Annotated in this window: 27 protein-coding genes; 4 read left to right on the forward strand and 23 right to left on the reverse strand. The window is 57.3% G+C overall.

Going from position 1 to position 22,937, the window contains the following annotated elements; all coding sequences use genetic code 11:
* The 9 genes from KGA89_RS23395 to KGA89_RS23435 form a co-directional block, all read right to left on the reverse strand.
* Positions 1–1,198: calcium-binding protein (locus KGA89_RS23395; RefSeq protein WP_317851101.1), on the reverse strand; the 1,198-nt coding region annotated here is incomplete at its 3' end.
* A 56-nt stretch (positions 1,199–1,254) separates the two neighbouring features.
* Positions 1,255–2,565 carry an HlyD family type I secretion periplasmic adaptor subunit gene (locus KGA89_RS23400; RefSeq protein WP_223472652.1) on the reverse strand — a complete coding sequence of 437 codons (1,311 nt, stop codon included), beginning with the start codon at positions 2,563–2,565 and terminating at the stop codon, positions 1,255–1,257.
* Positions 2,565–4,304 (reverse strand): type I secretion system permease/ATPase, encoded by a 1,740-nt coding sequence (locus KGA89_RS23405; protein ID WP_223472653.1) that lies wholly within the window; start codon positions 4,302–4,304, stop codon positions 2,565–2,567. The genes KGA89_RS23400 and KGA89_RS23405 overlap by 1 nt, the downstream gene beginning before the upstream one ends.
* Positions 4,305–4,516: 212 nt before the next feature.
* A complete protein-coding gene (flgE, locus tag KGA89_RS23410; RefSeq protein ID WP_223472654.1) occupies positions 4,517–5,815 on the reverse strand; it encodes a flagellar hook protein FlgE in 1,299 nt (432 codons plus the stop codon).
* Positions 5,816–5,843: 28 nt separating this feature from the next.
* The gene (gene flgD / locus KGA89_RS23415) at positions 5,844–6,566 is read right to left on the reverse strand and encodes a flagellar hook assembly protein FlgD (protein ID WP_003204727.1); all 723 of its coding nucleotides are present in this window, start codon (positions 6,564–6,566) and stop codon (positions 5,844–5,846) included.
* A gap of 15 nt (positions 6,567–6,581) precedes the next feature.
* A complete protein-coding gene (flgC, locus tag KGA89_RS23420; RefSeq protein WP_003204730.1) occupies positions 6,582–7,025 on the reverse strand; it encodes a flagellar basal body rod protein FlgC in 444 nt (147 codons plus the stop codon).
* Positions 7,026–7,028: 3 nt separating this feature from the next.
* Entirely contained in the window at positions 7,029–7,436 is a 408-nt protein-coding gene (flgB, locus tag KGA89_RS23425) for a flagellar basal body rod protein FlgB (RefSeq protein WP_003204732.1), read from the reverse strand.
* 269 nt (positions 7,437–7,705) lie between these two features.
* A complete protein-coding gene (gene cheR, locus KGA89_RS23430; RefSeq protein WP_003204735.1) occupies positions 7,706–8,533 on the reverse strand; it encodes a protein-glutamate O-methyltransferase CheR in 828 nt (275 codons plus the stop codon).
* Positions 8,534–8,587: 54 nt separating this feature from the next.
* The gene (locus KGA89_RS23435) at positions 8,588–9,514 is read right to left on the reverse strand and encodes a chemotaxis protein CheV (protein ID WP_003204737.1); all 927 of its coding nucleotides are present in this window, start codon (positions 9,512–9,514) and stop codon (positions 8,588–8,590) included.
* 78 nt (positions 9,515–9,592) lie between these two features.
* Between KGA89_RS23435 and flgA the strand changes: the two genes are divergently transcribed.
* The 4 genes from flgA to KGA89_RS23455 all read left to right on the forward strand — a co-directional run bounded on the left by flgA (position 9,593) and on the right by KGA89_RS23455 (position 12,201).
* Entirely contained in the window at positions 9,593–10,357 is a 765-nt protein-coding gene (flgA, locus tag KGA89_RS23440; protein WP_003204739.1) for a flagellar basal body P-ring formation chaperone FlgA, read from the forward strand.
* 172 nt (positions 10,358–10,529) lie between these two features.
* A complete protein-coding gene (gene flgM / locus KGA89_RS23445; protein WP_223472655.1) occupies positions 10,530–10,847 on the forward strand; it encodes a flagellar biosynthesis anti-sigma factor FlgM in 318 nt (105 codons plus the stop codon).
* Between the two features lie 47 nt (positions 10,848–10,894).
* Positions 10,895–11,362, forward strand: coding sequence for a flagella synthesis protein FlgN (locus tag KGA89_RS23450; RefSeq protein ID WP_223472656.1), 468 nt, complete (start codon positions 10,895–10,897; stop codon positions 11,360–11,362).
* 92 nt (positions 11,363–11,454) lie between these two features.
* Positions 11,455–12,201, forward strand: coding sequence for a flagellar brake protein (locus KGA89_RS23455; RefSeq protein WP_223472657.1), 747 nt, complete (start codon positions 11,455–11,457; stop codon positions 12,199–12,201).
* Positions 12,202–12,261: 60 nt separating this feature from the next.
* Here KGA89_RS23455 and KGA89_RS23460 read toward each other — a convergent pair whose 3' ends face one another.
* The 14 genes from KGA89_RS23460 to KGA89_RS30885 all read right to left on the reverse strand — a co-directional run bounded on the left by KGA89_RS23460 (position 12,262) and on the right by KGA89_RS30885 (position 22,867).
* Complete coding sequence (locus KGA89_RS23460; RefSeq protein ID WP_003204747.1) at positions 12,262–13,629, reverse strand: MFS transporter; 1,368 nt, start codon at positions 13,627–13,629, stop codon at positions 12,262–12,264.
* A 70-nt stretch (positions 13,630–13,699) separates the two neighbouring features.
* The gene (locus KGA89_RS23465) at positions 13,700–14,941 is read right to left on the reverse strand and encodes a glutamine synthetase family protein (RefSeq protein WP_223472725.1); all 1,242 of its coding nucleotides are present in this window, start codon (positions 14,939–14,941) and stop codon (positions 13,700–13,702) included.
* A gap of 334 nt (positions 14,942–15,275) precedes the next feature.
* Positions 15,276–15,968 (reverse strand): sensor histidine kinase, encoded by a 693-nt coding sequence (locus KGA89_RS23470; protein WP_003204750.1) that lies wholly within the window; start codon positions 15,966–15,968, stop codon positions 15,276–15,278.
* Positions 15,961–17,568 (reverse strand): tetratricopeptide repeat-containing response regulator, encoded by a 1,608-nt coding sequence (locus tag KGA89_RS23475; RefSeq protein WP_003204752.1) that lies wholly within the window; start codon positions 17,566–17,568, stop codon positions 15,961–15,963. Before KGA89_RS23475 ends, KGA89_RS23470 begins: the two co-directional genes overlap by 8 nt.
* A 357-nt stretch (positions 17,569–17,925) precedes the next feature.
* Complete coding sequence (locus KGA89_RS23480; RefSeq protein WP_053163142.1) at positions 17,926–18,522, reverse strand: imm11 family protein; 597 nt, start codon at positions 18,520–18,522, stop codon at positions 17,926–17,928.
* A gap of 51 nt (positions 18,523–18,573) precedes the next feature.
* On the reverse strand, positions 18,574–19,443 hold the full coding sequence (locus KGA89_RS23485; protein ID WP_053163144.1) for a hypothetical protein: 870 nt from the start codon (positions 19,441–19,443) through the stop codon (positions 18,574–18,576).
* Between the two features lie 53 nt (positions 19,444–19,496).
* Positions 19,497–19,631, reverse strand: a complete 135-nt coding sequence (locus KGA89_RS23490; protein WP_223472658.1) for a T6SS immunity protein Tdi1 domain-containing protein — start codon at positions 19,629–19,631, stop codon at positions 19,497–19,499.
* The gene (locus KGA89_RS23495; RefSeq protein WP_223472659.1) at positions 19,618–20,112 is read right to left on the reverse strand and encodes a GAD-like domain-containing protein; all 495 of its coding nucleotides are present in this window, start codon (positions 20,110–20,112) and stop codon (positions 19,618–19,620) included. Before KGA89_RS23495 ends, KGA89_RS23490 begins: the two co-directional genes overlap by 14 nt.
* Positions 20,113–20,163: 51 nt before the next feature.
* A complete protein-coding gene (locus KGA89_RS23500; RefSeq protein WP_053163146.1) occupies positions 20,164–20,790 on the reverse strand; it encodes a hypothetical protein in 627 nt (208 codons plus the stop codon).
* A 65-nt stretch (positions 20,791–20,855) separates the two neighbouring features.
* A complete protein-coding gene (locus KGA89_RS23505; RefSeq protein WP_053163147.1) occupies positions 20,856–21,188 on the reverse strand; it encodes a hypothetical protein in 333 nt (110 codons plus the stop codon).
* A gap of 134 nt (positions 21,189–21,322) precedes the next feature.
* Positions 21,323–22,036 (reverse strand): hypothetical protein, encoded by a 714-nt coding sequence (locus tag KGA89_RS23510; protein ID WP_223472660.1) that lies wholly within the window; start codon positions 22,034–22,036, stop codon positions 21,323–21,325.
* 42 nt (positions 22,037–22,078) lie between these two features.
* Positions 22,079–22,225, reverse strand: a complete 147-nt coding sequence (locus tag KGA89_RS23515) for a hypothetical protein (protein ID WP_223472661.1) — start codon at positions 22,223–22,225, stop codon at positions 22,079–22,081.
* 148 nt (positions 22,226–22,373) lie between these two features.
* Positions 22,374–22,727, reverse strand: coding sequence for an Imm2 family immunity protein (gene imm2, locus KGA89_RS23520; protein ID WP_053163153.1), 354 nt, complete (start codon positions 22,725–22,727; stop codon positions 22,374–22,376).
* A complete protein-coding gene (locus tag KGA89_RS30885; protein ID WP_172681415.1) occupies positions 22,727–22,867 on the reverse strand; it encodes a hypothetical protein in 141 nt (46 codons plus the stop codon). Before KGA89_RS30885 ends, imm2 begins: the two co-directional genes overlap by 1 nt.
* Between the last annotated feature and the right edge of the window lie 70 nt (positions 22,868–22,937).

Here is a 22,937-nt window from a genome sequence, read left to right on the forward strand (position 1 = left end):
CAATCAATTGGTCGGCGCCATTTCCTCCAATCAGCACATCGCCAAGCGCGCCGCCGGTAATGATGTTGTCCAAGGCGTTGCCGCGGCCGACGAAACTGCTTGTACCGGTGTACGTCAAGCGCTCGACTTCTGCCGCCAGGGTCACGTTGATCTGGTCGGTACGCACCTCATCGTCACCACCACCGGCAAACTCGCGTACGACCTGGGTGGCCGTGCCTTTGATGATGTAAACGTCGTTGCCATCGCCACCGTAGAATTCGGTTGTGCCCGCGGATGCGCTGAAGACATCGGCATGGTTGGAGCCGTTGATTCTTTCGAAGCTGCTGAACGTATCGCCTTGCGCGTCACCACCCGACCCCGTCCCCGTAGTGGCCGAAGTCATCGTGATGTTGACGCCCTGCTCCGACTGCGCATAAGAGAGTGCGTCGGTGCCTGTATAACCATCGAGATTATCGGCAGTCGCGCTGGCAAAGAAGGTGTCGCTGGATACTGAACCACGGAATGCTTCAATACCGTCGAAGGTATCGCCCGCCGCAAACCCGGTGTGTACGCCGGTTTTCAGGTTCAGGGTCACACCGCTTGCGTCCTCGTAACTGACGGTGTCAATGCCGGCACCACCAATCAATTGGTCGGCGCCATTTCCTCCAATCAGCACATCGCCCAGCGCGCCGCCGGTAATGATGTTGTCCAAGGCGTTGCCGCGGCCGACGAAACTGCTTGTACCGGTGTACGTCAAGCGCTCGACGTTAGCCGCCAGCGTCAGGTCCCCGAGCGTTGTACGTACTTCATCGTTTCCGAAGCCAGCAGCCTCGTAGACCGTGACCCCCGCCCCGCCGACGATGTACACATCATCACCGGCCCCGCCTTGAAGCGAATGCCCACTGGTCTGAGCGGTCAGCGTGTCGTTGAAGGACGAGCCCACCACCGTTTCGATGGCCGTTAATGTATCGCCTTGAGCATCCCCGCCCAGGCCAGTCCCTGTGATCAGGTTGACTGTCACCCCGGCGGTCGAATTCGCGTAGGACGCCGTATCAATACCTGTCCCACCATTGAGGGTGTCCGCACCGGCCCCACCCTCCAACCAATCATTGCCGTCCCCACCGCTCAGCGAGTCATTCCCTTCCAACCCATACAACTGATCCGCACTCGCGGTACCAACCAGAGTGTCCGTACCCGATGTCCCATTAATCACTGCCATTTTTTCTTCCTTGCCCTATTGATGATTTGGTTGCGCGTCGTTGAATCAGCAGAGCCTCATCCTTCCCGGAAGGCCCGCTGGGCGTGGTCACTGATCGGTTTAAGCAAATAAGACATGACGTTCCTGGAACCGGTCTGGATCATCGACTCCACGGGCATTCCCGGCACCAGCGCAAGCCCTTGCAGCTTTGCCAATTCGCTTTGAGGAATCTTGATACCTGCCCGATAGAACCCCACTCCGGTGCGCTCGTCCTGGATCAGATCCGCTGACAACCTCACCACGGTGCCGGTCAATTCGGGCGTGGTATTGCGGTTGAACGCGCTCAAGCGCAAGGTCGCGGATTGCCCGACCGTTAGCTGGTCAATGTCCTGGGCACTGATTTTCGCCTCCACCAGCAGTTCATCGTCGGCGGGTACGATCTGCATGAGCCCCTCGGCCGGTGAGATGACGCCACCGATTGTGTGCACTGCCAATTGCTGCACGCGTCCGGCAATAGGCGAGGTGATGTCGATGCGTTTGAGCTGATCGCTGGCAGTGATTTCCCGCTCGATCAATTCGCCCTGGCGGGCTAGCAAATCCCTCAGCTCCTGGGACACTTCACTGCGGAAAGTCTGGTCAACCTGGAGTCGTTGCAACTCGGTTTCGGCGATCTTGCCCCGGGCCTCGGCAATGGAGGCCATGAGTTGTCCACGCTCTCCGCGCAGCCGAGCGATACCCCGAGCCAGGGCATTGACCCTGTCGAGGGTCATCATGCCTTTATCGAACAGTTTCTTGACGGCCTGGTATTCGCTATCGATCAGTTCGATTTCTTCCTGTTTGGTTTTCTGCTGGATGTCGTGGCCGGCAATGGTTTCGGTGAGTTGCTGGACGCGCTCGCGCAGCTGTTTCTTCTGGCCTTCGCGGGAAGCGCGTCGATCAATAAACAACTGCTGCTCGATGGCCATGACCGACTTGGCCTCCTCCAGACTCATGCGGGTCAGCAACTCTTTGGGGACCGCTACTTCGCTGGCATTGTCCCGCTCGGCCTCCAGGCGAGCCAGACGCGCCCAAGCCTGGCTCAAGGATTTACTGACGATGGCTTGGCTGGCGGCGGGCAATGTGGCGTCGAGGCGCAACAACACGTCACCCGCGGCGACTGTCTGCCCTTCCTTGACCAAAAGTTCGGCTACTACGCCGCCGGTAGGATGCTGGACGGTCTTGACGCTGCCTTCCACAGCGACCACGCCGGTGGCGATGACGGCGCCGGACAGGTTGGTGCACACCGCCCAGGTCAACCCTCCACCGAGCAACACCACCAATGAGATCGCCCCCCAGCGCAGATGACGGGACAAGGAATCGGTCAGGGTGATTTCTTGATCGCTATGCATCAGTTGGATGCTCCCAGTTCCACGACATTATTGGAGGGCCGTGGGGGCGCTACAGGAGGTCGTTTAAGGACGACATCCCTGGGGCCGTAAGCGGCTTGCACGCCGTTCTCGAGGATCAGTACCTGATCGATCACCGATAAGATATTGGTGCGATGGGCAATCACCACCACGATTGCGCCACGGGCCTTGAGCGCCAGGATGGCCTTGGCCAACGCCTGTTCGCCCTCGGCATCGAGGTTTGAATTCGGCTCATCCAGCACCACCAGGAACGGATCACCAAACAATGCCCTGGCCAGGGCTACCCGTTGGCGTTGGCCGGCCGAGAGGTTGATGCCTCCCTCGCCCACTTGAGTCTCATAACCTTGGGGCAGTTGCAGAATCAGCTCATGAACCCCAGCCAGTTGCGCAGCGCTGACAATCGCGCTGTCCTGTGCCGAAGGGTCTAGCCGGGCAATGTTCTGGGCGACGGTTCCAGTGAACAAACCAACGCTTTGCGGCAGATAACCGATCAACTTGCCTCGGGCCTGCTCGGTCAGCAGATCCAGCGGCGCGCCATCGAGCCGGACATGCCCGCGAGCCGGTGCCCAGGCGTTGACCAGCACACGCGCCAATGACGACTTGCCGGATGCGCTCGGCCCCACCACACCCACGGCGGTGCCCGCGGCGACCATGAACTTGATATTTTGCAAGGTCAGGCGCTGCGCGCCGGGCGGCGCGGCAAACACACTTTCGACCTGCAAACTGCGATGGGCAGTGGGCAGCTCGGTCTTGCTCTGGGCATCCGGAAACAGCGAGAACACTTCCAGCAGCTTCTTCCAGGCGATCTGGGCGCCCAACAGGCTGCGCCACGAGGCAATGACCTGCTCCGCCGGTGCCAGGGTCCGTGCCACAATAATCGAGGCGGCGATCATCGTGCCGCCGCTCAAGTCACCTTTGATCACCAGCCACGCCCCCAGGGCCAGGGCCGCCGATTGAACGACCTGGCGCAGGGTTTTGGAAATGCCGCCGTAAAAGCCGCCAATGTCGATCGAGCGTCGCTGCAGAGTGATGAAGATGCTGTGATTGTTCTGCCAGATATTCGACGTGTTGGCCAACATGCCCATGGCCATCAGCGCTTCGGCGTTCTGGTGAGCTTGCTGACCCAGGTGATTGCGCTTGTTCAACGCATCGGCCGAAGCCTGCATCAGTTTACGGGTTTGCCGGTCAGTGATCAGGGTCAGACCGATGAGGATGATCATCAGGCCGGCGGCCAAAAGGCCGAACAACGGATGAATGTAAAAGCAGACCGCGAGGTAAACCGGCATCCAGGGCAAATCGAAAAAAGCCACCAGGCCCGGTCCGCCAATAAAACCGCGAATCTGATCCAGTTCCTGGGCCGGCTTCAAGGCATCGCCGGTAATGGGCGTTTTCAGCGACGCACCGGCAATGACATTGAAGACCTTGGCGGACAACGCCAGATCCAGCGAAGAAGCAATTCGCACCATGACCCGGGAGCGAATGATATCCAGCAGGCCTGAAAGCGCATAAACCCCCAGCGCCAACAGCCCCAGGGCGACCAGGGTCGGGACACTCTGGCTGGGGATAACCCGGTCATAGACTTCCAGCATGAAAAGCGGGCCAATCAGCGCCAGAATATTGATCACACCGGAGAACAGCGCAGCGCCCAGCAGCCCCCGACGCAGTACCGATTTCAATGAAGGCGCGACAATAGGCGCACTGACAGCGTTATGGGGTTTCAACTGGTATCCGTCCCTTGGTTTTCGTGACATCCCTGTCGTCAGTCAATACAGACTCGATGACAGTCGTATGGAAACTTGACGCTCGTTGAGCGATTAGGACTGAAGTGCAAGTTCCGCACCAGCCAGCCGACAAACGGTCGTTATCCGTGAAGAATTTCGTGCATAAAAAAACCGACGCCTCTGGACGTCGGTTTTTTGAAAACAGCCAGCTATCAAGCCATCTGAATGATGGTCTGCATGATGGTGCTCTGGGTGGAAATGGTCTTGGCGTTCGCCTGGTAGTTGCTCTGCGCCTTGATCAGCTCGACCAGTTCGTTGGTCAGGTTGACGTTGGACTCTTCCAGGGAGTTGGAGACGATCGAACCCAGGGTGCCGGTTTCCGGGGCATCGTAGCCCGGGATGCCCGACGCGAAGGTTTCTTTCCAGCTGGTGCCGCCTACCGGCTGCAAGCCTTGCTCGTTGGTGAAGCTGGCGAGCGCGAGCTGGCCGATCGGCTTGGTCTGGTTGTTGCTGAAGTTGGCCAGCAATACACCGCTGCCGTCGATGGTCAGGTTGGTGATCTGGCCGGTGGCGTAACCGTTCTGGGCCGGAATCGAGCGGGCGGTGTCGGCGTTGAATTGTGTGGTGTTGGCCATGGAAATCGTGATGGTTGGCGCACTCGCGGCACCGTTGGCGGCCCATACGCCGTTAGTCACGGTACCAGGAACCCAGCCGGTCAGAACCAAATCGCTGCTGGTGGACGACGGAGGGGTGGTGACCGTGGTCAACTTGCCGTTCGAATCGAAGTTCATGGTCGAAGGGACCGGCGCAGTAGCGCCCGTCGTGGTCGGCAAGGTGCCGTTCAGGTTACGACCATCGATCAAGGTATAGACGTTCCAGGTGTTGCCGGCAGTCTTGACCATGTACTGGTCCATGGAATGCTGGTTGCCCTGGGTGTCATAGACCGGGGTAGTGAATTGCTTGGTGAACGTGGCCGTGTCGGTCGGATTGAACGCAACGGTGATCGGCGTCGCCGTCGAATTCAGGTTGATCGTCGAGGAAACCAGGCTGGTGGCTTGCGGCGGTAGATTCGAGGTGTCGATGCGCAGGTCGGTCAGGATACCGTTCTGGATCTTGCCGTTGGCATCCACGCCATAGCCCTGCAGGCGCGAAGTGCCGTCGCTGTTGGTAATGAAGCCTTCCTTGTCGGTCTTGAAGGTACCGGCACGGGTGTAGCTCAGGGAGCCGTCGTTGCTCAGGACAAAGAAGCCCTGGCCCTGGATACCCATGTCCAGCACGTTGCCGGTATTGTTCACGTCACCCTGGCCAAACTGCTGGGAAACGTTGGCCAGGCGCACGCCGTTGCCGACGGTCTTGCTGCCCGAACCCAGCTTGGTGGCCGAGTAGACGTCTTCGAATTCCGCGCGGGACGATTTGAAACCGGTGGTCGCCACGTTGGCGATGTTGTTGCCGGTCACGTCCAGCTGTTTGTTGGCTGCATAGAGACCGCTAAGGCCGATGTTGAAAGACATGTTGACTCCTTTTGCCGGTTAGTCGGCTCTACATACCAATAGTTTGTACTTTGGACAGGGCAATGCTGCCCAGCCCGGCCAGGTTGAGCATCAGCTCACCGCCCGTCTGGCTGATCGTCACGCTGCTGACCGTGGCCGGCAGGTTGGTGATCAGCGACGTGGCCTTGCCGTCGATGGTGGTCGAGGCCGCGAAGGTGTAAGTGCCCGATTCAACGACCGCGCCCGCATCGTTCTTGCCGTCCCAGATGAACGCGGAGTTGCCGGCGTTCTGGCTGCCCAAGTCAATGGTGCGAACGGTCTTGCCGTCCTTGTCCACGATCTTGACCGCGACGGAGGACACCGATGTTGGTACCACCACCGTGCCGTTGAGGCTCTTGGAGGTATCGACCACAGCCTTGTCGCCCGGGGCAATGACCGAGCGACCGACCAGCGACGAGGCTTGCAGGGCCTGGGACGAGTTGTAGTTGCCGGCGATGCCGCTCACGGTCTCGTTGAGGGTGGTGATGCCTTCCAGGCTGCTGAACTGCGCCAGTTGGGCAACGAACTCGCCGTTATCCTGTGGCTCCAGCGGGTTCTGGTTTTTCAGCTGGGTGACCAGCAACTGCAGGAACGCATCCTTGCCCAATTCCTTCTTGCCGGTGGCCGCACCGGTCGCCGCGCCCAGGGCATCGGTGGTGGTGCTGGTCTTGACCGAGGAGTTGGCCAGAATCTCGTTGAGGCTCAAACCACTTGTTGTACTGGTAACGCTCATGTGACTCGCCCCTTATCACTGACCGAGGGTCAGGACCTTCTGCATCATGGTTTTGGCGGTGTTCATCATTTCGGCGTTGGTCTGGAACGAACGACTGGCGGAAATCATGTCGGCCATTTCTTCGACGACGTTGACGTTCGGGTAGTAGACATACCCCTTGGCATCAGCGGCCGGATGGTTTGGCTCATAACGGGCTTCGAGGTTGCTCTGGTCTTCGACCACGCCAAGCACCTGCACGCCCTGCCCGGCCGCGTCCTGCTCCTGGAACAGCGAGTCGCTACCGCCGGACTGGCCACCCTGGAACATGGTGGCGAATACCGGGTGGCGGGCGCGGTAGGTCTGGTCGATGCTCGACGAAACGGTCTCGGCGTTGGCGATGTTACTGGCGACGGTGTTCAGGCGAGTGGTCTGGGCACTCATGGCACTGCCGGCAATGTTGAATACGCTAGCAATCGACATGGCTTACTCTCCGCGCAGGGCCGATACCAGCCCTTTGAACTTGCTGTTGAGCAGGGTGAAGCTGGCCTGGAAGTTCACGGAGTTTTCCGCGTAGTTGGACTGTTCCAGTTGAGCGTCTACGGTGTTCTGGTCGATCGAAGGCTGCATCGGCGTGCGATACATCAGCGATTCGTCGCCATTGCCCAGGCCTTCGGCTTCGATATGACGGCTGTTGGTCATGTTCAAGGCGAAGTGGCCGTTCTTGGTCTTCTCGTTCTGCTCGGCGAGCACTTTGGAAAAGTCCAGGTCACGCGCCTTGTAGTTCGGGGTGTCGGCGTTGGCGATGTTGTTGGCCAGGACTTCGGCACGCTGGGCGCGGAAGCTCAGGGCCTGTTCGTGGATACCGAGCGCTTTATCGAAGCTGATGCTCATGTCGGAAACCTTTGGGTGACCAGAATGTACGTACGATGAACTTAGCAAGCAGCGTGCCACTTTGGAAAACCCCATAAACCGGGGCTTTGCGGGCATCGGCAAAGCGGCAATGCCAGAAAAGCGGCAACTGGCTTCCGCTGGCTGCCGCTTTTCTGCCGCTTCTCAAGGGCAAATGACATTCGAACTGTGGGAGCGGGATTAGTGGTGACCGGCAGGCATAAAAAAACGGGAGCCCGTGGGGACTCCCGTTTTTTGACAGTTCAAGCCAATCACTTTGCCTGGTAGATGATCCCCGGACTGCACTGGACCATCTGGTAATGATCCGGCAAACCGTTCAACGCCTCGGAGGCACCGAGGAACAGGTAGCCGCCCGGCTTGAGCGTGCTGTGGATGCGCAGCAGGATGTCTTTCTTCACTTCGGCGGAGAAGTAGATCAGTACGTTGCGGCAGAACACGATGTCGAACTTGCCCAGGCTGGCATAGCTATCCAGCAGGTTGAACGAGCGGAACTCCACCCGGCTCTTGATCGGCGCCTTGACCACCCATTTACCCGGCCCTTTCGGATCGAAGTAACGTTGCAGGCGATCCGGCGACAGGCCCCGGCCGATAGCCAGGCTGTCGTACTCGCCGGTCTTGCAGTTATTGAGCATGGTCCCGGACAGGTCGGTGGCGACAATCTGCACGCCGCCTTTCAACTGGCCGAGGTTGGACCGCTCGAACTCATCGATGGACATCGACAGCGAATAGGGTTCCTGCCCCGACGAACAGGCCGCCGACCAGATCCGCAGACGCTGGCCCGGGCTGGCCTTGATGGCCGCCGGCAGCACTTTGTTCTTCAACACCTCGAACGGATAGGTGTCACGAAACCACAAGGTTTCGTTGGTGGTCATCGCGTCCACCACCATTTCGCGCAAGCCACTGCGCGGTTGGGTCTGGATACGCTGCACCAGTTCGCCCAATGACTTGAGGCCCTGCTGTTCCATCAATTTATTGAGACGGCTCGACACCAGGTATTGCTTGTTTTCACCAAGCAAGATGCCACAGGCTTTTTCCAGGAAGACCCGGAACTGTTCGAAATCCAAATTACCCGTAGACAAGATACCGCCTCTTTCATCGTGTTGACTTGCCGGGCGCACAACGCGCCCGACCTTTTATTCTGCTGCCTTGATCCGCTCGACGACCCGGGAAGCCAGGTCATCTGGACGGAATTTCGCCAGGAAATCGTCGGCGCCGACCTTCTTGACCATCGCCTGGTTGAAAACCCCGGACAACGAAGTATGCAAGATGATGTGCAGCTTTTGCATGCGCGGATCGCTGCGGATTTCCGACGTCAGGGTGTACCCATCCATCTCCGGCATTTCAATGTCGGAGATCATCATCAGGAACTCTTCCTCAGGCTTCTTGCCCTCGTCGACCAGCTTGCGCAGGTAATCGAGCGCCTGTCGCCCGTCGTTCAACGCCACCACCTCGACACCGACCGTTTGCAGGCAACGGGTCACCTGCTTGCGGGCCACTGAAGAGTCGTCGACGGTCAACACCCGCAGCGAAATCGCCTTGTGCTGGGTTTCGGCATCCACCACTCCCACGGAGATCGCTTCCGGCGTGGGCGCTACTTCGGCGAGGATCTTCTCCACGTCGATGATTTCCACCAACTGGTTATCGACCCGGGTCACTGCCGTGAGGTAGTGATCGCGGCCGGTGCCCTTGGGCGGTGGATGGATCTCTTCCCAGTTCATGTTGACGATGCGCTCCACCGAGCGAACCAGGAACCCCTGGGTCTTGGTGTTGTACTCGGTGATGATCACAAACGGATTGCTCTGGTCCAGCAGCCGGCCGGAACCGGTCGCCATCGCCAGGTCGAGAATCGGGATGGTCGCACCCCGGATATTGGCCACACCGCACACGACGGGGCTGGATTTGGGCATCAGGGTCAGCTTGGGGCATTGCAGCACCTCGCGGACCTTGAATACGTTGATCCCATACATTTGTTGGCCGTCGAGACGGAACAACAACAGCTCCAGGCGATTCTGACCGACCAGCTGAGTGCGCTGGTTTACCGAATCCATTACTCCCGCCATGCCCTGACTCCTACCTAACGCTAATGTGTCCGACGCGCATTCATCACTAAACGGCACGGGGCTTGCTATTGAACCGGCATGAACGCACAAACGACATTTTCTCGACGCCTGACCACTCACTGCCGCCACTGGCTCGGTGCACTGCTGGCTGTCTGCCTGTTCACTTCGGGCGGTCCTGCCCTTGCTGCTGTTCCGGTTACCTTGCCTGATCTCCTTATCGGCGTCACTCAGGGCTTTCTTGAATTCACCGTAGAAGACTATCTGGCTACCAGTCAAACGGAAGGTCGCTACGAAATCGAAGTCAACCAACTCGACCCGCGCCTGCGCATGCCGATGTGCGACAAGGAACTGACTGCTTCGCTGGAGAGCCCGGCCCGGCCCCTGGGACGCGTCACGGTGAAGGTTCGTTGCGACAGCGCCGCGCCCTGGACAGTGTTCGTGCCCGCTCAAGTGCGCCTGTTTCGGGAAATTGTCACCACCACTCGTCCGCTCAAGCGGGCCGGGATCGTCGAGCCCCAGGACGTGATGTTGCGTGAACGGGACATCAGCCAGATCACCCAGGGCTTCCTGACCTCCGTCGATCAGGCCATCGGGCAGAAACTTGTCCGACCAATGGTCGCCGATCAGGTCGTGACGCTGGTGCATCTGGAGCAGGCCGAAGTAGTCCGCAAGGGCGACCAGGTTGTGATCACCGCCCGTACCGGTTCCCTGGCCGTGCGGATGCCTGGCGAGGCCCTGTCCAACGGCGGTATGCGTGAACAGATACGGGTAAAAAACCTCAATTCCCAGCGCGTGATCAAGGCGCAGGTGATGGCCCCGGGCCAAGTGGAAGTGGCGATGTAGTGATCTGGTAGAGGAGGTAGAAAGCTGGCGCTTGATCCCGGTGTTCCCTAGACTGTGCCTTACGCAAAGGCAAGCGCAGACGTGCGCACGTTCATTTCATAAATGAGCCTAAAGTTTTTTTGGGGATGGCCGAAAACATGGCAAGCGTCCAAATACCCAGAGGTTTTTTACCATGGTCATCGATTTCAATCGTTTAAACAGCTCTTCACCGCTGACAGGCACTACGCGTACCAGCGCCACCAAGGAAACCGCCGAAGCCGGCAAATCCGCGCCGCTGCCTACACCAGCCGAACAGGTCAGCAACGGGGAGTCGGTACACCTCAGCAATGAGGCTCAGCAGTTGCAGAAGGTCACTGACAAGCTGCGCGATCAACCTGTCGTCGACAACGCCCGCGTGGCCGAGTTGAAAGCAGCAATCGCCGATGGCAGCTACAAAGTCGACAGCAACCGCGTAGCCAGCAAACTGCTCAACTTCGAAGCCCAGCGCTAGGCCGCCGCCTGCGCCAGGCTTTTGGACGCTAAGACCCAAGGCCAGCCATGCACGACACTCATTTGTTGCAATTGATCATCGACGACTTTGTTCCAGCGCAACAGCTACTGGAATTGTTGCAGGCCGAATCCGTGGCATTGCACGGTCGTGACATGCCTCTGCTGGAGAATATCCTGGCGCAGAAACAGGCCTTGATCATCCTGCTTGACCAGCATGGCCGCAAACGCAGCGAGATCCTCGCCAGCCTCAACCTGCCCGCCAGCCATGAAGGCCTCGAGCAACTGGCCAGCCAGTCGACGATCGGCGATCAGCTGCTGTCCCAGAGCAAAGTACTCAACGACCTGCTCGCTCAATGCCAGGCAACCAACGCTCGCAACGGCCAGTCGATCCTGATGCAGCAGGCCGCCACTGCCAACCAGTTACGCATTCTCAACGGTGGCGAGATCCCGACGCTGTATGACGCTAGCGGTTCAACGGCCAGAATGGTCAAGCATCGCCCGCTCAGCCAGGCATGAAACGAACAATGCCTTCGCTCTATCAACGCGCGATACATGCTGGCAAAATGCCCGCCATTCGTAGTCGTATTTTGCCTGGAGACTGACTCACCGTGTTCAATGCCTCAAACCCGGATGATGCTCCGCAGCCACCCAAGGTCCTCACCACGCCCCTGGAAATCTCCGGCAACCTGCGGATGCTGCAAGAGAGCCACGACCCACTGATCATTACCTTCCACGAACGTAGCCAGCGTTTCCAGAGCTATCTGGTCAACGTCGATCGCGAGACCAACTCCATCGCCCTGGATGAAATGATTCCCCGGGACGGCGAGCGTTTCCTGCTGGCCGGCGAGCCTTTTCGTGTCGAGGGTTTTCATGACGGCGTGCGTATCGCATGGGATGGCAAGGGCCCACTGACCATCGATGAATCCAGCGACGGTCGCTGCTATCGCGGCGCCCTGCCCGACGAAGTGGTCTACCACCAACGTCGCAATGCCTTCCGCGCCGCCCTGAAACTGGCACAACTGGTGAGCGTTGAACTGGGCGGTGACAAGCTCAAGTCCCCGGTGGACGGCAAGCTGCTGGACATCTCCGCCACCGGTTGCAAGTTGCGGTTTGACGGCGACATCACGGAGCGACTGCAATTGGGCCAGGTGTACGAGCGCTTCATTGCGGCCCTGCCGTTTGGCAACATGACCGCGCCAGTCGAGCTGCGTTACCTGCATTTCGAAGAAAGGATCAATACCACGTTCGCCGGCGTACGCTTCCACAACATCAGTGGCCTGGTGCAACGGCAGGTCGAGCGGTTCGTCTACCAGCTCCAACGAGAAGCCCGGCGCTTCGATAAAGACGACCTCTGATTTTCGAGGCAAAAAAACGGGCAGTCCCTTGCGGCGACTGCCCGTTTTTTCATGCCTGCTTCAAGGCCTGGCCTGGGTAAAACTCGGTGTCTCAGGCTCCTCAGGCCCAGTCTCGGCCTCGGTCGCGGTCTCAGTGGCCGGCTCAGGCTCCACGTCCGGATTGGCCGGCGCCTGCATCTGCTCCTGCACCACCTGCTCATCCACTCGCGGATCAAGACACGCCACCAAAGGCGAACTCGACATGCTGTCCGGCATCGCCACGTGATGCAGCGGTGCGTCATCGACCTGATGCAGGTTGGTCACCGCTTTCGGCCGGATCCGCCACACCAGCACCAAGGCGAAGAAAGCGAAAAAGCCGTAGAGCATCTGGCTGCCGAACATTTTCATCAGCACGCCGGCCACCAGCGGCCCGATACTGGCCCCCACGCCGTAGGTCACCAGCAGCATCGCGGTCAGGGACACCCTTCGATCAGCTTCGACGTGGTCGTTGGAAAACGCTACCGCCAGCGGATACAGGCAGAACTGCACCAGCGAACAGAAGAACCCCGCGACGAACAGCACCTCCAGCGGCACCGTCGGAAGAATCGCCAATGGCAGCGCACAGATCGTCAGGACCAGCGCAAAGCAGCGGATCAGCAGCGCCCGGTCATATCGATCGGACAGCCAGCCCAGGGGCCACTGCACCAGCAGTCCGGCGAAGATGCAGCTACCCATGAACAGACCGACCTGCTCGGTCGACAGGCCCTGCTGAGAGGCATACAGGGGCGCCAGGCCATAGAACGAGCCGACGATCAATCCGGAGCCCAGCACCGTACTCAATGACTGCGGCACACGCTTGATGAAGAAGCGCGGCTCCATGGGCGCCGGATGCAGCGCCGCCGGGTGAATTCGCCGGGTCAGCGTCACCGGCACCAGGCACAAGGCGAAGCACAGCGCCACCAGCATCAACAGCTCAGGCCCCAGGGCCGGATGCATGACCAGGATCAACTGACCCAGCACCAACCCCAGGTACGAGGCAATCATGTAGCCACTGAACACCACGCCACGCTGCTTGGCATCGGCTTGCTCGTTGAGCCAGCTCTCGATGACCATGTACTGGCACATCATCCCGAGGCCGACAATCATCCGCAGCACGATCCAGGCCGGCAGCCAGTTCACCAGGCCATGGCCCAGCACTGCCGCCCCGACGATCCCGGCGCAGGCCGAATAGGCGCGGATGTGGCCGACGCGGGCGATCAGCCGGTGGCCGATCTTGCCACCCAGCACCAGGCCGAAATAGTTGGCGGCCATCAGCGCACCGACCCAGAGGCTGTCCACATGGTCGGCGGCCAGGCGCAAGGCCAGGTAAGTACTCAAGAGGCCCGAGCCGATCAACATCATCAGCGAGGCGAAATAAAGCGCTCGAAAAGGTTTCCAGATTTGGCGCATCGGCGTTCCGAGCGGCTCCTTGAGGTGAGTAAGGGCTACCTGTTGAAGATAGCCCGAATGCGACGGTTCGTTAGGCCTGGGCCGCTAGGACACGCCGCTCCCAGGGCGTGATTTCATCGAAGAAGCTGGTCAGCTCCAGGGTCTTGGAGGCGATGTAGCCTTCGATGAACTCCGTACCGAACAGTTCCTTCGCCAGATGACTACGCTTCAGACGCTCCAAGGCGGCATGCAAGGTACATGGCAACGACAGATTATCCGGCACTTCGAATTCGCCCTGGATCGCCGCGCTCGGCTCCAGCCGATGCTCAATCCCATACAGTCCGGCGGCCAGGCTGGCGGCAATCGCCAGGTAGGGGTTGGCATCGGCCCCCGGCAAGCGGTTCTCGACCCGCCGGGCCACCGGCGAACTGGCAGGAATCCGCAACCCGGCCGAACGGTTGTCATGGGACCAACAGGCATTGTTCGGCGAGGCGAACGGGTGGCACAGGCGCTGGTAGGAATTCACGTTCGGCGCGAACAACGCGGTGAAGTCCGCCAGGCACGCCTGTTGCCCACCGATGAAATGCCGGAAGGTCGCCGTCGGTTCGCCCGCTTCATCGCTGAAAACGTTACGACCGCTGTCTGCCTCGACGACGCTCTGATGGATGTGCATCGAACTGCCCGGCGTGTGGGCCAGGGGCTTGGCCATGCAGACCACGGTCAGGCCGTGCTTGAGCGCCACTTCCTTGAGCAGGTGCTTGAACAGGAAGGTCTGGTCGGCCAGCAACAGCGGGTCGCCGTGCAGCAGATTGATCTCGAACTGGCTCACGCCCATTTCATGCATGAAGGTGTCGCGAGGCAGGCCCAGCGCCGCCATGCATGCATAGACTTCACTGAAGAACGGGCGCAGGCCATTGTTGGAGCTGACGCTGAACGCCGAATGGCCATCTTCGCGACGTCCATCCATGCCCATCGGCGGCTGGAACGGCTGGGTCGGGTTCGGATTGGGGGCGAACACGAAGAATTCCAGTTCGGTCGCCACCACCGGCGCCAGGCCCAAGGCTGCATAGCGAGCGACAACGGCCTTGAGCTGGCCGCGCGTCGAGAGCCGGGAGCCTTCACCGGTCAACTCGTCGGCATCGCAGATCGCCAGGGCCCGGGGCTGCTGGCTCCAGGGCAGGCGGTGGATCTGTTTCGGATCGGCCACCAGCGCCAGGTCGCCGTCGTCGCTGCCGTAGAAACGCGACGGCGGATAACCGCCCATGATGCATTGCAGCAGCACGCCCCGCGCCAGTTGCAGCCGCCGGCCTTCGAGGAAACCCTCAGCAGTCATTACCTTGCCCCGCGGCACGCCATTCAAATCCGGCGTGACACATTCAATCTCATCAATGCCCGTCAGTCGCTGCGCGAGTGAACGCTGGCCATCGGTCGTCATGACGCAATCCTTGTTATGTGCGAGCCGCGAACGGCAACCCGTACAAAATAGGCTTCGGCTGTTCGGAATATCAAGCACCCGCAGACAATTAAAATCTTGTGCAATACGAGTGTGGGAGCGAGCTTGCTCGCGATGGCGTCGGCTCAGTCAATATTGAGCTGACTGATACATCGCTATCGCGAGCAAGCTCGCTCCCACAGGGGATTTGTGCTGCTTTTTATAAAGCGCACGCTCAGGGCAGGTAAAGCCGGAACACCCCACCACCCAACACACCGCCATTGGCGATTTCGGTACGCCCGCTCACGCCGCCGCGCTGGTGCAGTCCGGCGATCCGCGCGGCGAAGTACAGGCCCAGCCCGGTGCTGCCGCTGCTGTGGTTGATGCCCTGCACGTACTCGGCCTGACGCTCGATCATCTCTGGCGGGTAACCTTCGCCGTCGTCATTGATGGTCAGCACCAGTTGCCCGGCCTCGTCGCTGACACTGATCAGCAGCGCCTGGCGCGCATGGCGAATGGCGTTGTTGATGCAGTTGTCGAGCACCGAAGCAATCAGTTCACGGTCGAAAAAGCCCAAGGGGCTGAGCGGATCGACTTCATAGGTGACCATGATCCCGCGACTGCGGAACACGTCCTGATGGCCGGCCAGTTGCGCCTCGATGAAGTCATCCAGCTCATGGTAGGCCGGGTGCAGCGGCAACTGGTTGACACCGAGCTTGTACAGCCCCAGCAGTTGCACCAGCAAACCATTGAGATGGGCAAATTCGAACTCGATGACACCTTGCTCCGAGGTCTGGCGCTCGGCGTCGGGCAAGCGCTCGAGCCATTGCGTATGCGTCTGCATGAGCAAGGTCAGGGAGTTTTTCATGTCGTGCACGGTAGACGCGATCACCGTGGAAAAATCGAGGGCCTGTTCGCTGTCATTCATCGCCAAATGCCTTGCTTCGCAGTTTTTGATAACGCGCAAAACGCGCATCGGTGTCGGGCATCATGCCCACCAGTTTCAGGCAGGCGCGGCACTCCTGCAGCAGTTCCGACTCCACGCTGGTGTCGGTGCCATGCAGCAGCGATTGCGCCATGTTCAGGGCAATACTGATGTTCTTCGGTTGCATCTTCAGGGCGCGGCGGAACAGCTCCCGCGCCTGCGGCAATGCACCGGTCTTGTAGACCCGCACGCCTTCGCGGTTCAACTCGGCGGCGGCATTGCCCTGGTTGAGAATGTTCGGGTCGTCGGTCAGCTTGGCGATGCCTTGCATCACCGTCGGGTCATCCCCGTAGATTTCCGCGCAGTTCTTGAGCATCGACTCGCCGGCGCTGGTCTGGCCAAGCATTTGCAGCTGCTTGGCCACCAGCAACGCGGCCTCGGCGCTCATGAATTGCTCCATGCCATCGAGGCGCTGCAAGGCCTGTTCTGTGAGCTTTTCGGCGGTTTCGGCATCGTTTAGCAACAGGCTGGTGGCCTTCATCAGCCGCGCCCGGACCTGCAGCCCCGGGTCGTTGAGGTTCTCCTTCGCCACGGCGCTGAGCGTCGTGTTGATCTCCAGCCGGGTGCGGGTGTCGAGGCCTTTTTCGCTGCCCTTGCTGATCAGCGCATGGGCCAGGCCGAGGTTGCTTTCCGGGTCCTTGAAGCGCGACTGCGCGCCCTGCCCTACCGCCTGGCGATAGGCCCGGGAAGCCGTGTCGTAGTCTTCGTTGGTCATCGCCAGCTTGCCCAACAACGATTGGCGGCGCACCGCCAGCGGCGACAGGCGCACCGCCTCTTCCAGCACGTGCTGCGCCTGTTTGGTGTCACCTTCGGCCACCAGCACGTCGGCCATGCCGTCGTACAAGGCCGGCATCATCGGAAAGACTTTCAGGGCCTTTTCATAGACAGCCTTGGCCTGCCCCACCTGGCCGCGCTTGAACATCAACTTGCCCAGCCCCGCATAGGCCCACGGCAACGGGCGATCCGCGATGATGGAGTTGTACAGTCGTTCAAGAGCCTCGTTCTGATTCAGGTCGCGCAACGCATCGGCCCGATAACGCAGGCACAACGGCCCGTAGCGCGGATCCTGCTTGCACAAGGCGATGCAGGCATTGAGCACTTCCATCGGCTTGCCACGATCGAGGGCTTGCAGGATCGGCTTGAGCAGGGTCTTGCGCTGCTCGAGCCGCTCCAGCCGCTGGGCCAGGCCGGAGCGGTTGAACGGTTTGGTCAGGTACGCATCCGGCTCATGCTCCAGGGCACTGAGCACCATCGCCTGGCTGGTCTCGGCGGTCACCATGAGGAAAACACTTTCATGGCTGATCAGCTTTTCAACCATCAGGTCTTCAAGCACCTGCTGGCCATTCTTGCGCCCGTCGCCCAGGTGATAATCCTGCAAGATGAAGTCATAGCGCTTCTGCGAGCACATGCGCAGCGCCACTTCACCGGTGTCGGCGGTGTCCACGTCCTTGACGCCCAGCTCACGCAGCATGGAGCGGATCGAACTGCGGAAATCCGAGAAATCATCGACGATCAGAAAACTTTTTTGGTGGTACGCCAGCATCGAGGATGTCCAGGCAAGTAAGAAAATAACCCAATGGCATAACAACGAAACACCGTGTCACCGCCCCGAGGCGCGCAGATGATAGCCACCAGCCAGCAACGTTCAAGGGATTTCAGCAATCGCTTGGCCTGGCTGTGTCGTGACGCACATCGCGAGCCGAAACGTTGGAGAGAAACGGGCTCATCGGGTTATCGGCAGGAGATGGCGTTCCGTTAAGGGGAACATGGGGAGAAACCAAGTACGGAGGACTGGTCGAACACCCGTGGCGAGGGAGCTTGCTCCCGCTGGGCCGCGCAGCGGACCTGTTTGTTTGGCGGCGGCTGCGCACCCGAGCGGGAGCAAGCTCCCTCGCCACGATCAGCAGATAACTTCACCCTCGCCATTCACACCTTCGAACAACATTCCAGAGAGGTCCGCTCGCTCCAGCCGAAGCTTCACCTCCTCGCTAACGATCAATGCCCCCGAGTGTTTCTTGACGCGGAAAATATGCTTTCCCTGAACCCTGGCAGGATCAATGACGAGACTCAGAAAGACGCTGTATTCGCCGGCTCGATCTGGTCGTACGGGATCATTGACCTCATATTTTTTGAAAGCGGAACGTGATTCGTCTACGCAATCCAATTGGGTCTCAACGATCATTACATAGTGACGATCATGAGCGTGCTCCCCCGCAACCGTCACGGGCTCAAGCACGACATTCATATAGGGTTCATCAACGTCGGGAATGCCCACCAACGCGTCCCTGGCTTTTTCGCTCAGGATCGGCACAGAGGCATATCCAGCCAAGGAAAAATCCAGACTCACACCTTCCTCACGAACCTCGAGGGCGTAGGTACACGGCTCCATGTACTCAGAAGGGGGGTCGATGAAGAGCCAGTTGTTACAGTGTTTGATATCGCCCAGGTACCAGCGCTCAGGAAACTGCACGTCTTCCCGCAATAAGTAATACTTCATTTCAGCTCACCGCATGTCATTGCTTAACTGAAAAAAGGGTCGCGCCTGCGTCTAAAGCCCGAAGAAACGCTCGTAGGCCGTTTCCACTCGGACAGCAAGTTGATCAGGAACGGTGACCAGGTTTTCTAGCGCAGCCGTCTCTGCGGACAACAACGGACTCGACACCGCTGGAGCAGTCAAACCCAGTTGCTGTCGGACCTGGAAAATCGCGTGGATCTCTAAAGGCAACAGATCGAAAGGCGCATGCTTGAACTCAGGATCCCAGGCCCCACCGTTGTCTTCAGCGTTGGATAAGTGATACCGACAAAGCGCTTCCAACGCATCAGCTAGCCCTCGCTCATTTGTCCATTCGTCTATCACGTTTTGATAAATCCCCAGATCCATCGACTTGATCTCCGGAAGCGCAGCACCTTGCGAATAGACTGAATAAAGCCAGAGCATGAAAGGTTCAAATCGACGCCGTTCAAGATAGCTCGAATCGACGGCGCCTTTGACGGACAGCATTCCGGCAAGCACATCGGCCACGGATGCAACCAGATCACGACGATCCACAGCTATCAACCCGGCCAGCAAGCACCCAGCAATGCTCAACTGGTTAGTCAGGTTGGGGACGGTTTGGATGCCCTGAAGAAAACTCGTTTTGGAGAAAGCCTTGGCCTTGAGCATCAGCGCCCAATAACGGTACATCATCGAGCGCGAGACCTGTTCCCAGCCAGTAGCCTCTCCGTCACTGATCGCGACTTCGCCCCGAATGCCGTAATAAGCCGCCAGCATCCCCAACGAGTCAGCCACATTGTCCAATCCGCTTAATGAGTCGCTGGCCAGATCCTCATCGATAAAATCAAGCTCTTGAGCCGTCAGGCCTTCCGACTGTGACAGCCAGCGCCGGTGTTGGTGAAGCCGGACGTTGATTTCATCCATTTCGATATGCTCCTTTTACACCAGTACAACGCCCTTCCGCTTACTGTGCCCACTCAGGAACGCATCTGTCGAAGGCTCGTTAAGTGAATCTCTAAATTGCACTTAACCAACTGATCCAGCGAAGCCGTCCCTCCAACAAACAATGCTGGCTCAAAACCGTAGACCTCATGCTCGTCAAGTGCACCCAACTTTTTCTAGGGCTCGCTCAAATAAAAACTCACCTTGACTATCCTCCAGATCATAACGTTCCTTATCAGACATAGCGAAAAATGTCTGAATAGCTAGATCTGGATCTTTATTAGGTACATTCAGTTTATTCATCAACGCGACGATAGACCCCGTCGGACATGAAACAACAATTTTCTGATTGTATTTCTCGCCCCAAGCATACAGCGTTCCAAAAGCACTCCGGGCAATAACGTGGTAATTATCTATTTGCGAAAATTCAGTATCGGCTAACCACGTATCGAGCAGGTGTTTGTAATCGTCCGGATCCACCGTCCAGAAAAGTCCATTGGCATACCCACACCAACCTTCTTTCTGCCAATAGGTGAGCAACACGTCCGGCAGTACCCCCCGATATTTCGCAACCTGGGAATCAAGCACCGGTCGATGTGATGTAGCGTCACCCATTACACCAATGAAGCACTCAAAATCTTCGTCTCGCACCCTGTGCCTCCCGTAGCTCAACGCCAAATTTCATTTACTGACCTGGCCGCCTTATTCCTGGTTAGCCACTAAGAAGCCGCTTTCGGTGAGAGCACACCTTCCGCCAGCCCGCCAGAATTTAAAATAGGACGCCAAATCAATATCAAACTTAAACAACGGCTGCCCAATATACCAAGCAAGATAGTAGTCCGTAGCCAACCCATAGAGCGCCTCAAACAGCGCATACACCTGCTCGCTCTCAGATACCCTACTCCCCCTGATTGCATCCCCGATCTCATCAAACAACCAGTAATGAGGAATATCTTTCTGAAACGCACCTTGCATACATTGCGCATCAACAAAAAGCACCTGGGCATTATGGCAAATTTCGAAAATTTCGGAATCACCAAGCACACCACATACCCTTTCCTGCTCCTTTAACCACTCCCGACCTAACTGAATCAACTGGTTTTTCTCCGCCCTACATTTAGGTAAGAGATAAAGAGAGTTTTCCATCTCTCCAGCGGTGAGAACGCGCCCTGTTCTAACAATCAACTCTTCCGCAAAAGGAAAGTAACTAAATATTCGCTTAAGCTCCTCAGCACTACCGTGCACCTTCAACAGACCCAGAAAATGAGACTTATCAAAAAGTGTTTCACCTTCACAGAAGGCACACCATTCCGACAACAAAGAGTTCATACCTGACCTCCTCCATTTTTTGACAGAGGCAGCAACGAGTTCCCGCAAGCATAGCTCCCACCCACTTATTGTAAATATATAAACTCGACACCAACTTTTCTTTCAACCAAGTCAATCATTACTTCGCAGCCACTCCAAGCAGACATACCTGCCGTCAGCTTATTCTGGAAATACCAATGTCTGAGCTCCACCAACAGCTTCAACATATCCGTATTTACACGCCCTCCAGCGGTAAACCATGACACATTACCTTGCTCATCTACGAAATCATATTCATGCTCGCAGCTGTCCAGTTCCGGCGCCAACTGTGCGCGCATCACAACCTTACACGCCCCCTTTGGAGCGACATCGAATAAAATCGCACCAATATCATTGTAAATATCATTATCGCCACGCACCAAACACCTCTTGGAGAATCATTAAATAAATTTCTTCAGGACAACCACCAAGCAAAAAAAAGGGGACAAATTCATTTAAGCACCGAGCCATTAAATAAATCCCTCCCCTTTCCCGCTTTTCCCAGATATGCCCGCTAGACCAGCCCCAAGATCGGCTTGATCTGTTCATTCATTTCCACAAAGGTTTCATAGGACATGTCCGGGTCATCATTGAGAACTAAATAAACCCCATCCATCATCCGAACCGCCATACGACATTTGCCTTGCAGTCGCGCAATGACTTCATCAGGGCCGTAGCCTAGAGCACGCTGACAAAGGGCTGCATCCCAGAACTGGGCAGGAAATAGCGTATAAATATTGTTACGCCCATCAACATCTATAGTTTTATCCTCACGCAACCGATTGCAAGCCAAGTTATCATCATTCAACCCTCCTTGATAATACAGACCATACAAATCATAGGACACATGAGCCTTATACCCCTTAAACGCCTCAATCACTTTTGGCAAATACTCATTCACAACAAGCTTATAATCAACAGCCTTGTTTGATATTTTAAATCCAAAACGCAAGTGCTCGTCATAGGAGGCCCTATCCTCATATATGTATCGATCACCACGATACGCATAGTCCCCCACAAACCGAAGCCCTCTGATGGGAAGCTTAACAGTATAGGTAGCAATCAACCCGTCGCCGCAACTCGGGACGGCAGGAAGCTCAAGACCTGCGAACCCTAAAGGAGCACCAATACGAGACATCCTATCCATGACTTCAGCATGCCGCTGATCTATAGATAAAGCTCTGTTAGGACACGCATAAAAACATAGCTCTATATCTGCTGCACTCATGGGATTCTTGCCCTAGCATTAGAAAAAAGGGGATGGTTTTATTTAAGAAGCGATTAAATAAATCCGTTCCCTTTTCTCCTTTCCAACAAATAAATCTATCCCCTTTCCCCAAAAATAATCACCAACTTCATCCTTGCTACAAACCCAGCCCTGCTCACTCAAGACTGAAACAATATCTTTTTCTTCCATTACTTCTCCCGAGAAAAACCCATAATCTTAAAGGAATGCCGTTAGGATACCCTTGATCCTTTCACGCCTCCTGGGAGAAAAGGGGCAGATAAACTTAAGAGCCGAGCAATTAAGTAAACCACTCCCTTTTTTTTGCGGTTCTTTCCTATCAATAAAAACCTAACACTCTAAGATCACCTACAAGCTCTGCAGCTTCATCAGGAGGCAGCTCCTCCAAAACAGAAGAAAGATCAATCTTCCTTAGCAATTCAGAGATAGCATCCTGATGATATTTCTGAACTTTCTCCGAGGATCGGCCTGCCGAAAGAATAAGAGACAGGACCTCCAGCATTAATTTTTCAATAGGCAAATCAAAGGAGTTTTCAAGCTCACTATAGGCATAGCCTACTTCACTTTCACCTTCAATCCATGGGTATTGGTGGCTGAGCTTGACTCTGCAATAGTTATAATAACTACCCAGAAACCAAGCCCGAATCTCACCATAAGTTACTCTCTCTTCCATTAGGGCGTTTTCCTCGGTGGGCGCAGCATAACACCCTGATTATCCAGAATATTAACGGTGATAATGGGGTACTTCGCCTTGAACTGCTCAGCTACATTTAGACAGCTTGTACCAGCCGCTTTCTCCGTAAGAATATTCACGGCCCCTCTGACGGAGGTATTCCCCCCAACTGGTCAGCGATATTATCTAGAATTTTGTATTCCGTCTCTG

The sequence above is a fragment of the Pseudomonas sp. A-RE-22 genome (genome assembly GCF_019956035.1).
In the GTDB taxonomy this organism is placed as follows: domain Bacteria; phylum Pseudomonadota; class Gammaproteobacteria; order Pseudomonadales; family Pseudomonadaceae; genus Aquipseudomonas; species Aquipseudomonas brassicacearum.

What these genes read in the sequence shown, in the direction of transcription:
- KGA89_RS23465 (WP_223472725.1), bottom strand. Translation starts at nt 14,941, where the DNA reads ATGACTGCTGAGGGTTTCCTCGAAGGCCGGCGGCTGCAACTGGCGCGG.
- flgB (WP_003204732.1), bottom strand. Translation starts at nt 7,436, where the DNA reads ATGAGCATCAGCTTCGATAAAGCGCTCGGTATCCACGAACAGGCCCTG.
- KGA89_RS23515 (WP_223472661.1), bottom strand. Translation starts at nt 22,225, where the DNA reads ATGGAAGAAAAAGATATTGTTTCAGTCTTGAGTGAGCAGGGCTGGGTT.
- flgA (WP_003204739.1), top strand. Translation starts at nt 9,593, where the DNA reads ATGAACGCACAAACGACATTTTCTCGACGCCTGACCACTCACTGCCGC.
- flgE (WP_223472654.1), bottom strand. Translation starts at nt 5,815, where the DNA reads ATGTCTTTCAACATCGGCCTTAGCGGTCTCTATGCAGCCAACAAACAG.
- KGA89_RS23435 (WP_003204737.1), bottom strand. Translation starts at nt 9,514, where the DNA reads ATGGCGGGAGTAATGGATTCGGTAAACCAGCGCACTCAGCTGGTCGGT.
- imm2 (WP_053163153.1), bottom strand. Translation starts at nt 22,727, where the DNA reads ATGGAAGAGAGAGTAACTTATGGTGAGATTCGGGCTTGGTTTCTGGGT.
- KGA89_RS23500 (WP_053163146.1), bottom strand. Translation starts at nt 20,790, where the DNA reads ATGAACTCTTTGTTGTCGGAATGGTGTGCCTTCTGTGAAGGTGAAACA.
- flgM (WP_223472655.1), top strand. Translation starts at nt 10,530, where the DNA reads ATGGTCATCGATTTCAATCGTTTAAACAGCTCTTCACCGCTGACAGGC.
- KGA89_RS23485 (WP_053163144.1), bottom strand. Translation starts at nt 19,443, where the DNA reads ATGGATGAAATCAACGTCCGGCTTCACCAACACCGGCGCTGGCTGTCA.
- flgC (WP_003204730.1), bottom strand. Translation starts at nt 7,025, where the DNA reads ATGTCGATTGCTAGCGTATTCAACATTGCCGGCAGTGCCATGAGTGCC.
- KGA89_RS23400 (WP_223472652.1), bottom strand. Translation starts at nt 2,565, where the DNA reads ATGCATAGCGATCAAGAAATCACCCTGACCGATTCCTTGTCCCGTCAT.
- KGA89_RS23480 (WP_053163142.1), bottom strand. Translation starts at nt 18,522, where the DNA reads ATGAAGTATTACTTATTGCGGGAAGACGTGCAGTTTCCTGAGCGCTGG.
- KGA89_RS23470 (WP_003204750.1), bottom strand. Translation starts at nt 15,968, where the DNA reads ATGAATGACAGCGAACAGGCCCTCGATTTTTCCACGGTGATCGCGTCT.
- KGA89_RS23460 (WP_003204747.1), bottom strand. Translation starts at nt 13,629, where the DNA reads ATGCGCCAAATCTGGAAACCTTTTCGAGCGCTTTATTTCGCCTCGCTG.
- flgD (WP_003204727.1), bottom strand. Translation starts at nt 6,566, where the DNA reads ATGAGCGTTACCAGTACAACAAGTGGTTTGAGCCTCAACGAGATTCTG.
- KGA89_RS23475 (WP_003204752.1), bottom strand. Translation starts at nt 17,568, where the DNA reads ATGCTGGCGTACCACCAAAAAAGTTTTCTGATCGTCGATGATTTCTCG.
- KGA89_RS23510 (WP_223472660.1), bottom strand. Translation starts at nt 22,036, where the DNA reads ATGAGTGCAGCAGATATAGAGCTATGTTTTTATGCGTGTCCTAACAGA.
- KGA89_RS23450 (WP_223472656.1), top strand. Translation starts at nt 10,895, where the DNA reads ATGCACGACACTCATTTGTTGCAATTGATCATCGACGACTTTGTTCCA.